Origin of the sequence: Nocardia sp. NPDC049149, assembly GCF_043197455.1 — a bacterium.
In the GTDB taxonomy this organism is placed as follows: domain Bacteria; phylum Actinomycetota; class Actinomycetes; order Mycobacteriales; family Mycobacteriaceae; genus Nocardia.
On the sequence record NZ_JBICTD010000002.1, the window covers coordinates 625172 to 637838 of the forward strand.

13 protein-coding genes are annotated in these 12667 nt (G+C 64.7%); 5 read left to right on the plus strand and 8 right to left on the minus strand.

Annotated elements, in window-relative coordinates; translation table 11 throughout:
- The first annotated feature begins 18 nt into the window (after positions 1–18).
- On the plus strand, positions 19–1272 hold the full coding sequence (fmdA, locus tag ACGFNJ_RS08580; RefSeq protein ID WP_393444945.1) for a formamidase: 1254 nt from the start codon (positions 19–21) through the stop codon (positions 1270–1272).
- 248 nt (positions 1273–1520) lie between these two features.
- A complete protein-coding gene (cqsA, locus tag ACGFNJ_RS08585; protein WP_393444947.1) occupies positions 1521–2747 on the plus strand; it encodes an alpha-hydroxyketone-type quorum-sensing autoinducer synthase in 1227 nt (408 codons plus the stop codon).
- A 45-nt stretch (positions 2748–2792) separates the two neighbouring features.
- On the opposite strand, the gene tuf is transcribed toward cqsA, so the two are convergent.
- The 6 genes from tuf to ACGFNJ_RS08615 all read right to left on the minus strand — a co-directional run bounded on the left by tuf (position 2793) and on the right by ACGFNJ_RS08615 (position 8468).
- Positions 2793–3971: an elongation factor Tu gene (tuf, locus tag ACGFNJ_RS08590; RefSeq protein WP_393444950.1), complete on the minus strand. Its 1179-nt coding sequence runs from the start codon at positions 3969–3971 to the stop codon at positions 2793–2795.
- 415 nt (positions 3972–4386) lie between these two features.
- Positions 4387–4590: a hypothetical protein gene (locus tag ACGFNJ_RS08595; protein WP_393444952.1), complete on the minus strand. Its 204-nt coding sequence runs from the start codon at positions 4588–4590 to the stop codon at positions 4387–4389.
- Between the two features lie 476 nt (positions 4591–5066).
- Positions 5067–5993: a hydroxymethylglutaryl-CoA lyase gene (locus ACGFNJ_RS08600; protein WP_393444954.1), complete on the minus strand. Its 927-nt coding sequence runs from the start codon at positions 5991–5993 to the stop codon at positions 5067–5069.
- On the minus strand, positions 5990–6157 hold the full coding sequence (locus tag ACGFNJ_RS08605) for a hypothetical protein (protein ID WP_393444956.1): 168 nt from the start codon (positions 6155–6157) through the stop codon (positions 5990–5992). Before ACGFNJ_RS08605 ends, ACGFNJ_RS08600 begins: the two co-directional genes overlap by 4 nt.
- A gap of 34 nt (positions 6158–6191) precedes the next feature.
- Positions 6192–7415: a CaiB/BaiF CoA transferase family protein gene (locus ACGFNJ_RS08610; protein WP_393444958.1), complete on the minus strand. Its 1224-nt coding sequence runs from the start codon at positions 7413–7415 to the stop codon at positions 6192–6194.
- Positions 7416–7538: 123 nt separating this feature from the next.
- On the minus strand, positions 7539–8468 hold the full coding sequence (locus ACGFNJ_RS08615; protein ID WP_393444960.1) for a TauD/TfdA dioxygenase family protein: 930 nt from the start codon (positions 8466–8468) through the stop codon (positions 7539–7541).
- Between the two features lie 520 nt (positions 8469–8988).
- Here ACGFNJ_RS08615 and ACGFNJ_RS08620 point away from each other — a divergent pair.
- A complete protein-coding gene (locus tag ACGFNJ_RS08620) occupies positions 8989–9330 on the plus strand; it encodes a hypothetical protein (RefSeq protein WP_393444962.1) in 342 nt (113 codons plus the stop codon).
- 69 nt (positions 9331–9399) lie between these two features.
- Here ACGFNJ_RS08620 and ACGFNJ_RS08625 read toward each other — a convergent pair whose 3' ends face one another.
- Both ACGFNJ_RS08625 and ACGFNJ_RS08630 read right to left on the minus strand, forming a co-directional pair.
- On the minus strand, positions 9400–10170 hold the full coding sequence (locus ACGFNJ_RS08625; RefSeq protein ID WP_393444964.1) for a deoxyribonuclease IV: 771 nt from the start codon (positions 10168–10170) through the stop codon (positions 9400–9402).
- A 42-nt stretch (positions 10171–10212) separates the two neighbouring features.
- On the minus strand, positions 10213–11037 hold the full coding sequence (locus tag ACGFNJ_RS08630; RefSeq protein ID WP_393444966.1) for a hypothetical protein: 825 nt from the start codon (positions 11035–11037) through the stop codon (positions 10213–10215).
- A 75-nt stretch (positions 11038–11112) separates the two neighbouring features.
- On the opposite strand from ACGFNJ_RS08630, the gene ACGFNJ_RS08635 reads away from it, so the two are divergent.
- Together ACGFNJ_RS08635 and ACGFNJ_RS08640 are read left to right on the plus strand one after the other, a co-directional pair.
- Complete coding sequence (locus ACGFNJ_RS08635) at positions 11113–11319, plus strand: hypothetical protein (protein WP_393444968.1); 207 nt, start codon at positions 11113–11115, stop codon at positions 11317–11319.
- Between the two features lie 432 nt (positions 11320–11751).
- Positions 11752–12594, plus strand: coding sequence for a hypothetical protein (locus ACGFNJ_RS08640; RefSeq protein ID WP_393444970.1), 843 nt, complete (start codon positions 11752–11754; stop codon positions 12592–12594).
- The last annotated feature ends 73 nt before the right edge of the window (positions 12595–12667 follow it).

Below are 12667 nucleotides of genomic sequence, written 5' to 3' on the forward strand. Positions count from 1 at the left end.
CCCCCGAAGGACAGCCGCATGCCAGAGCTACTCTTCCCGCTGGATTCGACCAAGCGGTTCACCGACCAGAAGTTCGTCGGCCACAACCGGTGGCACCCCGATATCCCCGCCGCGGTCACCGTCAAGCCGGGCACCGAGTTCCGGGTGCACGTGCGCGAGTGGTTCGACGGTGCGATCCACAACGACGACTCTGCCGAGGACGTGCTCAACGCGCCGCTCAGCACCGTGCATTGCCTGTCCGGCCCGTTCGCGATCGAGGGCGCGCAGCCCGGCGACCTCCTCATTGTCGACATCCTCGATATCGGCCCGATCCCGCAGGAGGATTCGGGTCCGCTGGCAGGCCAGGGCTGGGGGTACACCGGCATCTTTCCCACCGACAACGGCGGCGGTTTTCTCACCGAGCACTTCCCCGATGCCTACAAGGCGATCTGGGATTTCAGCGGACAGACCACCACCTCCCGCCACATTCCCGGCGTGAAGTTCACCGGCATGACCCACCCCGGCCTGATGGGCACCGCGCCGTCGGCCGCGCTGCTGGCGAAATGGAATGCCCGCGAGGGGGCATTGATCGCGACCGACCCGCAGCGAGTGCCGCCGCTGGCCTTGCCGCCCGAGCCGCGCGACGCCGTGCTCGGCACCCTCGCGGGCACCGAGTTCGACCGGGTCGCCGGCGAGGCAGCACGCACCGCGCCGCCGCGGGAGAACGGCGGCAACCAGGACATCAAGAACTTCACCCGCGGCAGCAGAGTGTTCTATCCGGTGTTCGTCGACGGCGCGCTGCTCTCGGTCGGCGACCTACACTTCTCCCAGGGCGACGGCGAGATCACCTTCTGCGGCGCCATCGAGATGGGCGGATTCATCGATCTGCGTGTCGATCTCATCAAGAACGGCATGGAGCTCTACGGCGTCAGCGAGAACGCCATCTTCGTGCCGGGCAACTCCGGACCGGTCTACTCCGAGTACCTCGCATTTTCCGGCACCTCCGTCACCCTCGGCGGCGAGCAGCGTTACCTCGATTCCCAGCTGTCCTTCGAGCGTGCCTGTCTGCACGCGATCGACTACCTGACCAAGTTCGGCTATACCCCCGAACAGGCCTACCTGCTGCTCGGCGCCGCGCCCATCGAGGGCCGCTTCTCCGGCGTCGTCGACATTCCCAATTCCTGTGCCACGGTCTACGTCCCGACCGCCATCTTCGATTTCCCGGTGCTGCCCACCGCGGCGGGCCCGATCCAGATCGACTCCGGCCGGGGTGCTCCACACGCCACCCGATGAGGGGCGGCGCCCGGTCGTTCGCGTTTGCTCGTCGAACGCAAACGACCGGGCGGCGAGCAAACAGGCAACTATCCGCAAATGATGAATATCCGCGTGTCACAACGACACAATCCAAAAAGCTGAGGTCAACGAGCCGACGAAATAGTGGTCAACCGTCAAGTTATCGAATATGGTCCCGACAGCATCCGGCGGTGTTTCAATCGACGGGCGTGTGCTCTGAAGTAGCTGTTGCAAGCGAAAGGAGTTCCATGGGCCCGACGGTCGCCGAACGGATCCACCAGCGCGTCGAGAGATTTCACTCGGAAAGAGTTGCCGGACACTGGGGCGGCCGGCACCTGCTACACAGCGGCACGCCTCGCTACGGTGACGTCATCCTCAACAGCGGTGACTATCTGGCGCTGGCAGGCGATCCGCGCATCAACCACGCGATCAAGACCGGGCTGCGCTCGGCCAACATGGGCAGATTCGCGTCCGGCGCCTTCCTACACGGCGCTCATCCGCAGATCGTGCTGGAACGCGCCCTCGCCGAACACCTACGCGCGCCCGCCGGGATCCTCTGCCAATCCGGGTGGCATGCGACCGTCGGCCTGATGCAGTCGATCGCGGACCCGGAAACTCCGGTCTACATCGACCAATTCGCGCACATGTCGCTCTGGCACAGCGCCAGGGTGGCGCGGGCGCCGATCCATTCGTTCCGGCACAATTTTCCCGGGCACCTGCGCGAGCTGATCCGCCAGCACGGGCCGGGGATCATCGCGGTGGACGCGATCTACAGCACCAACGGCAGCCGGTGTCCGCTCACCCAGCTCTGCGATATCGCCGAGGAAACCGACAGCGTGCTCGTCGTCGACGAATCGCATGCGCTCGGCACCGACGGCCCCGCCGGGGCGGGCATGGTGGTGGCACTCGGCCTCACCGATCGGGTGTCGTTCCGAATTGCCAGTCTGTCCAAGGCCTTTGCCGGGCGCGCCGGGTTCGTCGCCGCCAACAGTGTGGAATTCGCTGACTACTTCAAGATGGAGTCGCAGCCCGCGGTGTTCTCCTCGATGCTGCTGCCGTACGAAATCGCCGGGCTCGCAGCGACACTCGATGTGATCCGGGTCGACAACGCACGGCGCCAACGGCTCAGGGAGCTGTCGACCATGGTGCGAAGGGCGTTGACCACCCTCGAATTCGACCTGGAAGGTTCCGCGAGCCACATCGTCGCGCTGCAGGCCGGACCCGACCTGCGGGCCTCGGCCATCCGCGACTTCCTCGAAGCCCGCGGCATTTACGGCTCGCTGCTCTGCCCACCGTGCACCTCGTACAACCACACGCTCATCCGTTTCTGCCTGCACGCGGGGCTGACCGATCAGCACGTCGATCGATTCATCGAGGCCTGCACCGATATTCGCGCTCGCTTCGGCGCAACGCCACCGATCAAGGGCCTCTCTCCCGCGCACGCGCAGGCCCGTGGCGTGCCGAGCAACACCTGACCAAGCGCGGGACCCGCGGAGGTTCGCGGGTCCCGCACTCAGGCGCTACTCGATGGCGAGGACCGTGCCTGCGCCGACGGTGCGGCCGCCTTCGCGGAGCACGAAGCCGAGTCCCGGCTCGACCGGCGCGGGCCGCCCGAGCCGGACGGTCAGCTCGACCGTGTCACCCGGCAGCGCCATCGAGATGTCACCAGGCAGCGTCACGTCGCCGACCACATCGCCGGTGCGCAGGTAGAACTGCGGCCGATAGCCGGTGGTGATCGGCGTACGCCTGCCACCCTCGTCGGCGCCGAGCAGGTACACGCGGGCGGTGAACCCGGTGTGCACGGCCACGCTGCCCGGCTCAGCCACGACCTGACCGCGGCGCACCTGGCCGCGCTGGACGCCGCGGAGCAGCAACGCGACATTGTCGCCCGCCTCCGCGACTTCCATTGTCCGGCCGAAGGTTTCGACACCGGTGACGACCGTGGTCAGCTCGTCTCCGAGGCCGAGCACTGCCACCCGATCACCGAGCCGCACCCGTCCGCGCTCCACCGCACCGGTGACAACGGTGCCCCGACCGGTAATGGTGAGGACGTTCTCTACCGGAAGCAGAAACGGCGCGTCCGTGTAGCGGACCGGGATCGGCACGTGCGTGTCGACGGCGTCGAGCAGGCCGAGCAGCGCGTCGGTCCACTGCGCGTCGCCGTCGAGCGCACGCAGACCCGACACCCGGACGACCGGCAGGTCGTCGCCGGGATAGCCCTGCTCGGTGAGCAATTCACGCACCTCCAGCTCGATCAGGTCGAGCAGTTCCGGATCACCGATGTCGGCCTTGTTCATGGCGACGACGATGTGCTCGACGCCGACCTGTCGGGCGAGCAGCACGTGCTCGGCCGTCTGCGGCATCACGCCGTCCTGCGCGGAGACCACCAGGATGGCGCCGTCGAGCTGGGCGGCGCCGGTGATCATGTTCTTCACGAAGTCGGCGTGGCCCGGCATGTCGATGTGCGCGTAATGCCGAGTGGCCGTCTCGTATTCGACGTGCGCGATGTTGATGGTGATGCCGCGCTGCGCCTCCTCCGGCGCGCGATCGATCCGGTCGAACGGCACGAAGCTACCGCCACCACGCTCGGCGAGCACCTTGGTGATCGCCGCGGTGAGCGTGGTCTTGCCGTGATCGACGTGGCCCATCGTGCCGATGTTGAGGTGCGGCTTGGTGCGGACATAGGTCTTCTTGGACATGATGTTTCCTGGCTGCCCTGCGGGCACGAACGTGCCCGACGGTGTCGAGCGGGACCTCATGCGACGGGGGGACCTTCCCCGTCCGAGGTCCCGGGACATCCCGGGGAAGGTCAGCTTCGGGCGCCGTCGAGCAGCGCGGCCGGTGCGGCCGAGGCTGCCAGGGCAGCAGCCATCGCGCCCGCGACTGCGGACGATGCGGCGATGGCGTTGCTGAACATGCGGGGAATGGTACGGGCGGGCGATCGGTGCGCGCGAACTATTTTCGACAGGGGTCGCCGGCCGGGCCGGCGCGCGGCAACGTCACCGAGGCACAAAAAATCCGACCCCGTGGAGCTCGGAGTCGGATCTTTGTGCAGAAATCGGCGAGGGTACTCGGTGCCCATCACACCGAGCGGCCCCCGTAGTCGTCCGACTACTACTTCGGGCACTTACCACCCGGGCAGGCAACCGCGCTGCCGGTGCTCAGGATCTTGGCGAGGGCCTCGGCGGCGTACGACGAACCGGTCGCCGGAGCGGTCGGGGTCGTGGGCGTGTCAACAGCCTGCGCGAGGCCAGCGCCGGACATGGTGATGGCGGCAGCAGCAAGACACACGGCACCGAAGGTACGGAACTTCTTCAAGGATTTTCCCCATCTCATAGGAACTGATCGACACCTATCTCGATGCCGACCCGATAGAGATATCACGGAGTCGCATGACTGAATGCCTCTTCATGGACATGTGTCCATCTGCTAAGTAACTGAGAATTCGCGGAGATAAGAGGTCGATGCTATGGACATTCGGGGCAGATCCTTGCCCTGCAATCGACCGAAGGCCATGGCCGTTCACCGTTTGTTTCTTGACAGGTCACCGAAGCGCCACGGCCGCAAATTGCTGGCTACCATGAGATTTGGGTCACATTGCGAACGTCAACGGCGCGTCAACGCCCGGCCAGCGACTCATGCCACACAAAGTGTAGTCAAAACCAAAGGCGGAGAGGGAATCTCCGCATCATCGCGGCGTCATTGTCACATCATCAGAGATTGCAAATTCCACAGCCGACCTGTATTGGACCGAATTGCGACATACGTCGAACTTCGAAAAGCTGTCTGGATGTTTACCGTGCCCGCTGTGCAACAACCCATCTGAAAGCTTCCGCCTTGGAGCGTGCACCTTCCGCAGCGCGAGAACGATTGGGTTCGCCGAGATCGGCGAGCAGATCCTCGGCAAGGTCGACGAGCGCGGCAAGGGTAGCTGGGGTGAACCATTCCGGCCGGGTGGCGAACAGGATGTCCTCGCTGGCGGTATTGCCGCTGGCGCCGGGCGCGAAGGGGCAGCCACCGAGGCCGCCGAGCGCACCGTCGACCATCGTCGCGCCCGCCTCGATCGCGGCAAGGGTGTTGGCGACACCCATCCCCCAGGTGTCGTGGCCGTGAAAGACGATGCGGCGCTGCGGAGTTCGAGTGCGAACGGCCGAGACCAGCGCGGCGACCTCCGCCGGATTGGCCTGGCCGAGCGTATCGGCGAGCACGATGTCCCCCGCGCCCTCGGTGCGCGGATCGTTCGCGATCGCGAGCACCCGCTCCGGATCGACGGGCCCATCGAACGGGCAGGTGAAGCTGGTGGCCAGGCACAGCTGGATCGAGCCACCCGCCGCCTCGGCAAGGCGCACCGCGTCCGGCATGGCGGCCACGCTGTCCTCGGTGGTGCGCCCGATATTGGCCTTGTTGTGCGCATCCGACACCGAAAAGCAGTACTGGAAGTGCCGAACGCCAGCGGCGGCCGCCTTCTCGACATGGCGCGGCGTCGCCACCCACACCCAACAGCGTTGCAGCTCTTCGGGACTCAGCGCGCCGATGAGCTCCATCGTGTTCGCCATGGGCGGGACCAGATCGGGCCTGGCCATCGAACCGATCTCCAGCGCGGGCACACCGAGCGCGAGCAGCCGCCGGACCATGTCCACCTTGCGCTCGACCGGCAGCACTTTTCCGGTGAGCTGCAAGCCATCTCGCAGCGTCACATCGCGCAGGATCGCGGTGGTCACCGCTCGTCTCGCTCCTGCCGCGGCGCGCACATCACGCCGCCCCAAGGCTTTTCGTGCACGCCCGCCGGGTTCGGATGCACCGTCGGCCTGGTGAACCCCGGCGAGCGCACATCGCGGGCACCCCGCCCCGGTGGCCGTCGCCGGTCTTCTCGCCTGTAACTCATGAAGCCTCCGGTGTCGTGCGGGAGTGCCGATGCATCATGAAGCCTCCTGAAGGGCATCGATCTCGGCATCGCTCATGCCGAGCAGGCCCGACAGCACCTCGCGGGTGTGCTCGCCGAGGTCGGGGCCAACATTGCGGATAGGCAGGGATTGTTCGCCGATCACCGGGACGATGCCTGGAAAACCGACCGTTTTCGGTTCCGCCGCACCGACGTCCACCGAGAAGGGCTGAATCATGTTGCGCGCCTTGTACTGCTCGTCGTCGACGATGTCGGCGGCAGTATAGATCGGACCGCACGGGATACCGGCCGCTTCGAGCAGTTTCAATGCCTCGGCGCGGGTGTGCTGCACGGTCCACTCGGCGATCGCCGCGTCCAGGCGCTCGTGCTGACGCCAGCGGCCCGCGTTGTCGTGCAGGTCCGGGTCGGCCGCCAGATCGGGGCGGCCGATCACCTGCATGTAGCGCTGGAAGATGGCGTCGCCGTTGCCGCCGATGATGATGCTGACGCCGTCGCTGCACGGGTAGGCGTTGCTCGGCGCGATGCCCTCCACCAGCCCGCCGACGCGCTCGCGGTTGATGCCGTAGGCGAGATAGTCCGGCACCAGCGATTCCATCACCGACAGGATCGTCTCGTTGAGCGCGACGTCGATAATGCGCTCCCGCAACGGAATCGGCGCCTGTCCCGCGGGCTTGCGCTCGCGCTGGAACAGCGCCATCACGGTGCCGAAGGCGGCATAGACGCCCGCGATCGAGTCGCCGATGGACACCCCGGTCCGCACCGGCGGCCGGTCCGGGTCACCCATCAACTCGCGCAGACCGCCGACCGCCTCGGCGACCGCGGCGAAGCCTGGCCGCGACGCGTGCGGACCGGTCTGCCCGTAGCCGGAGATTCTGGTGATCACCAGGTCGGGGTTGACCTCGTTGAGCACCTCGGGCCCGAGCCCCCACTTCTCCAGCATTCCCGGGCGAAAATTCTCCAGCAGCACATCGCAGCGCCGGATCAGGTCGAGCACGACGCCGCGGCCCGCCTCGGTGCGTAGGTCGAGGGTGATCGACTTCTTGTTCCGATTGACGGTCCGGTACAGCATCGAGGTGTCGCCGCCGTACAGCCGCCAGTTGCGCAGTTCGTCGCCCGCCTGCGGCCGCTCCACCTTGATCACCTCGGCGCCGAAGTCGCCGAGAATGCGCCCCGCAGTCGGCGCGGCAATGTAATTGCCCAGCTCCAGGACGCGGACACCGTCCAACGGCCGAATACTCATCGCACCAGTATCCGGGATCGCTTCGCTCACCCGATCAACGTATACCGTTCGCCGGGTGCCGCGGTGCAACCGCACGCCGCCGCGACCGCGGCGGGCGCTGCGGGGAAACCGCGCAAATGCCGTTCATGAGGCAAGCCGGACCGGTTCCTCGACGATCGAATAGTGCTCGGCGTTGCCGGTGTGCACGATGCTCGCGGCGCCGTCGACGCCGACCGGGATATCGCCGGCCAGCGTGATGCGGGTCAGCTTGCGCGGTTGGTCGTCGTAGTCGTCGATGGCGTAGTGCTGAGTCGCGCGGTTGTCCCAGATCGCGACGTCACCGGGCGACCAATTCCAGCGAACCGTGTTCTCCAGGCGAGTCACCCGGTCCTGGAACAGCCGGAACAGCGCCTGGGATTCGGTGGAGGACAGTCCGACGAAATGCTTGACGAAATGCCCGAGCAGCAGCGCGCGCTCGCCGGACTCCGGATGCACCCGGACCACCGGATGCTCGGTCTCGAAGTAGCTCGACTCGAACTCGGCCCGATACGCCTCGGTCTTCGGCCGCAGCGGCTCGACCGTGCGGTCGGCGTAGTCGTAGACGTTGGTGTGCACCGCGCGCAGGCTCTCGGCGAGCCGCTTGAGTGGCTCCGGCAGCGACTCGTAGGCGGCGACGGTGGAGGCCCACGTCGTCGATCCGCCGTAGGTCGGCAGGTGCACCGCCCGCAGGATCGACGCCTTCGGCACCCGATCGACGAACGTGACATCGGTGTGCCAGCTGTTGGCCTTGCCGTGCTCGGAATCGATGGCCAGGCTCTTCACCCCGTGCGAGGTGACCGTCGGGTGTGGTGTGGTCGGGCTGCCGAGCAGCTGCGCGAACGCATACTGCCCGTCCTCGTCCAGGTGATCCTGGCCGCGGAAGAAGATCACCTTGTGCGCCACCAGCGCTTGCCGAATCGCCTCGACCGTCGACCCGTCCAGATCGCCGCCGAGCCGGACATTGCCGACCTGGGCGCCGATCCGCGCGCCGAGTTTGGTCACCGAAACCGTGCCGAGTGCCGATGCGACCGTCATGAGCTCACCTTCGCTGTCGAGATTCTGTGCTGCACCCTCACCACACACCGAATCCGCCACCCCCACCAGCCTTTCCGTCGCCCTGATCCCAACCACCCACCCCACCAGCCGCACCCCCTGTGTGCATCCGCACCCGTTCTGGGCCCCCGGAACCAGTGCGGATGCACAGAAGAGTGCGGATGCACTTCGGCGCTGATGTCCTCAACCAATGAACGCAGCTGTGTAGCAGCACCATCCGAGGGCGCCACCATCGCACCGGCCGCGCTCGGGGACTCGGTCGTGTCCCGTTCGCTGAGGAACGGCCCCGCGAGCGGGACAGCGACACGCCGCAGAAGCCTCCACCATGTTCCACTTGTGGAGCCGTGACTTCCCGAGGGGGACGTCACCGGGAAATTCAGCAATGGGTGCGGACCTACGAGACAATTCGAACGGCAAGGACCCTGGAACTCTGGGGTGTACAGCACTGTTCGACGCCTGTTGTCATCAGCAGGTGAACACTCCTGCGTCTCACGACCATTCGGTGGCGCGACCAACGCACCAGACCGACTGGCGGGCCTATACGGCCTTGACGTCCGCATGCGTTGCGGCGCTGCTGGTCGTCGCCACCTACCTCGTCGCCAGCCCGTTCGAATACCCCAACCTCAATGGTGCGCTGATCTACTACTTGTTCCCCGCCATCCCTGGTTCCTTGGCGCTCACACTCGCCTGGGCGGCGATCCGCGCCCACCACACTGAGCACAGATCACGACCTGCCGTCGCCGCGTTCATCATCGCGAGCTTCAGCGTCGCGATCTCGCTGGGCATACCGGTGCTTCTGTTGTCCGTGCTGTTCTTGCGAGCAGTGGCGTCGATCTTCCACTGAATCAACAGAACATCCGACACCGCCACCAAACCACCCGTTCGGCGCACACCGCCCAGCCCCTGACCAACCTCAGCCGAGATGCTCCCGCAGGTACGCCATATCGTCGGCAACCCCTTCGGCAGGCGTCTCCAAAATCACCGGCGCATCCGCGGTCTTGCAGACCTCCGCGAGCAACTGCGGATCGATCGTCCCGTCGGCAAAATTCGCGTGCCGGTCCGCGCCGGAATTGAACTCGTCGCGGGAGGAGTTCAAGTGCACCAGGTCGATTCGGCCGGTGATCGCCTTGATTCGGTCGACGACACCGATCAGTTCCTCGCCGCCCGCCCACGCGTGACAGGTGTCCAGGCAGAATCCCGCGCCGAAATCGCCTACGGCATCCCACAATCGCGCGATCGAGTCGAAATGCCGAGCCATGGCGTGATTGCCGCCTGCGGTGTTCTCGATCAGGATCGGCACGGCGAAGCCGCCCTTGTCCTGCTGACGCTCGAACAGCTTGCGCCAGTTGTCGATTCCCGTGTCCAGCTCGGCGTCGGAGCGCACGTGCCCGCCGTGCACGACCAAGCCGAACGCGCCGAGATCGGCTGCGGCCTTTGCCTGCTGGGCTACCGCATTGCGCGACGGCATCCGTAGCCGATTGTTCAGGCTCGCCACATTGATCTGATAGGACGAGTGCACCACCAGGTCGATCGAGCTTGCCAGGATCTCATCGGCCCGCGGGTGCGGCGCCGGCTTGTCCCAGCTCTGTGGGTCGACGACGAACATCTGGATGACATCGGCGCCGAGCTTCTCACCGAAGCCGATCGGGTCGCTGTCGAGCCGGACGTGTGCTCCAATGCGCAATTTGGTTCCATCCTCGCAGTTCAGGGCGTTGCGCCCCTCTGGTCAGGCGGCAGATTCCAGTTTTGTTCCAGTTTTGAACGGGTTCAGCAGCTCCAAAACGTTGGAGTTGTCCACGGCCACCATGCGGCGGATGCCCTGGTGGATGTAGTGCTGCTGTGCCATGGACTTGGCTCCGTTCGCGTGCCCCAGCTGGGCGCTTGCTCGTGCGTCGTCTTCGGTCTCTGTCGCTATGTGCGTTGCCACCGTATCGCGCAGGTCCGACCATCTGAACTCGCTGTAGTCGCTACCAGCGCGCATAGCCTGAACAGTGACCCGCGCTACCGCAGTGCTGACCCAACTGTCCGAACGCGGCCCCCGAAAAATCGGCAACTCGTCGGAGGCCGGATTTACTCTGGCCTTCTCGGCCCACAGTTCATCCCCTAGCCAGTTCGGGAGAACTACCCGGTACGGGTTGCCTGCCTTGCGCCCTTCCTTGCAGACCGTAGTTCCGCCTCGGTAGGCGACAGTCGCGCCGACGTACAGCACGGTCTTCTCCACGCCGTTGATCACTTCTCGCGTGAGATCACACCACCGGGTCGCGAGCCCTTCGCCCGGTCGCAGACCCGTACCGAGCAACAGCAGATAGAGCAACCGCGCGTACTGGCTCTCGCCGCGTTCGTGGCACAACCACGTCTCGATGCGCCGCAGAACGCCCTTCTGCACCTGAGGGTCCAACGGCCTGGGTATGGCCCGTACAGGGCTCGGAGCGGGCACATAGGGCATCGGATTTAGCTTGGCGTCGATCGCTCGGCCGAGTACGGCGAGCTTGAACGTAGCCGACAACACCTGATGGTGCAGGAGGGCAGTGCTCCAGGCGGTTTCGGCCACTCATCCAGATAGTCATTGATGTCAGCGGGGTTCGCGGCTTCGCCGATGGACAAGTCGCCCCACTCAGATTCCAGCTTGAACGCGTTCGGGTTGGGCGAGAGCTTCGGATTCTCCGGCTCGTGGGTGGCGGTCGGCATCTCGGCTGTGCCGCCGTTCGTGTTGCTCGCGGTTACTCACCTGACGATGCTGATGCGGGATCAGGCCGACGTGTCCGCTGTTGAAGCAGTCGAACCGGCCGTTGCGGGGTTCGACGTCACCGAACTGGAGCTTGTTCCGGCTTAGCTGCGCCCGGCCGGTAACCCCTGGACGACCTCACAAGAGCTGAGCTCTGCGGGGGCTGCCGGTCGTGCGGTGATATCTTTCATGCCGTCGCTGTCTCATTCACACGTCGCAGCGGCGGCCGACGCCGGGGGTTTTGGCTCCCGGCGCTTCTGCGAGATGACGGAGGTCCGGCACGACGGAACTCCGTCCATCTTCTTGAGTGGGCAGCCTGCGAGAAACCCAGGTCGACGATTCCCTTATCGCCTGTCCGCGATTCATATTCGAGAACGTCCGGTGCGTCGGCTTGGCAGAAGTCGGGTGCCGAACTCTCTACGCGGGCCACCAGCTTTCACCGATCCGGTATCACCTTCGACACGATCACCCACAATTGGACGGCCGTTCAGATATACCGTTTTCTACCTACCTCGCCCGTGATGCGGAAGAATCTGCCCAATGCAGATCCTCGCGATAGCGAGCCCCTTGGTAGGCGCAATCGGCGTCGCGGTGGCTTGCTACGTTTTCTGGTACAACAAGCGCCGCAAACGCCTTATTGTCGACATTGGGATGTCAAAGCTTATTGCCGAGAAGGTACCGACACTTCCCGATCAAATATCCGTCACATACGCCGATGCCGAGGTCACGGATCCATTCATTGTTAATATTAATCTGACCAATACAGGTCGGCAGGATATCAGGGCCGGAGATTTCGAGCTCGACAGGCCGCTGGCCGTTGAAGTCAGCACTCCGATAGTGGCCGTTCTTCAGACGGACCAAGTCAGCCTCGAAACAACCCACGATCAGAACCATGTCCTGATAGAACCGGCACTTCTAGTGCGAAACAGAAAGTACACAATCCGACTGCTTACAGACGGCGAGCCCGATGTCATCGTCGAGAAGAACAGATTGGCCGATACTGATCTATGGGGCGCAGAAGAGCAACGAGTCCGGGAACGCCGATGGAGCAGAACAAGAGGCTACCTAACTCTAATCTCCGGAGCCGCCTTTGTACTGCTGACCATAGCCGCAGTTGTCACAGCAGAGTCCGAGTCCAAGTCCAGGCATCACAGTGCCGAACAAGTCAAGGGCGTTACAATACAATCGATTGACGACCCCGAAATCAAAAATAGAGTCCAGGCCTCATTCGATCGAGTGGATCAGATTAACGCAATCCCGGGATTTTGGGACTCCCTGGGTAGCGACTGGAAGTTCGGAGCTGCAATCGCTTTACCGATTTTCGTAGTGTTGCTGTCAGTTCGATTTAGGGATTACCGCATTTTACTAGCATTTGAGGACTGACTCCGCCGGCTGGATCGAATTCATTCGATCCAGCCGGATCATTCAATGGCGAGTCCAGCGGTCAGGCCATCAA

Excerpts from the sequence above, each read along its gene's own strand:
- fmdA (WP_393444945.1), top strand. The coding sequence starts at position 19 with ATGCCAGAGCTACTCTTCCCGCTGGATTCGACCAAGCGGTTCACCGAC.
- cqsA (WP_393444947.1), top strand. The coding sequence starts at position 1,521 with ATGGGCCCGACGGTCGCCGAACGGATCCACCAGCGCGTCGAGAGATTT.
- tuf (WP_393444950.1), bottom strand. The coding sequence starts at position 3,971 with ATGTCCAAGAAGACCTATGTCCGCACCAAGCCGCACCTCAACATCGGC.
- ACGFNJ_RS08605 (WP_393444956.1), bottom strand. The coding sequence starts at position 6,157 with ATGAGTTACAGGCGAGAAGACCGGCGACGGCCACCGGGGCGGGGTGCC.
- ACGFNJ_RS08610 (WP_393444958.1), bottom strand. The coding sequence starts at position 7,415 with ATGAGTATTCGGCCGTTGGACGGTGTCCGCGTCCTGGAGCTGGGCAAT.
- ACGFNJ_RS08615 (WP_393444960.1), bottom strand. The coding sequence starts at position 8,468 with ATGACGGTCGCATCGGCACTCGGCACGGTTTCGGTGACCAAACTCGGC.
- ACGFNJ_RS08640 (WP_393444970.1), top strand. The coding sequence starts at position 11,752 with ATGCAGATCCTCGCGATAGCGAGCCCCTTGGTAGGCGCAATCGGCGTC.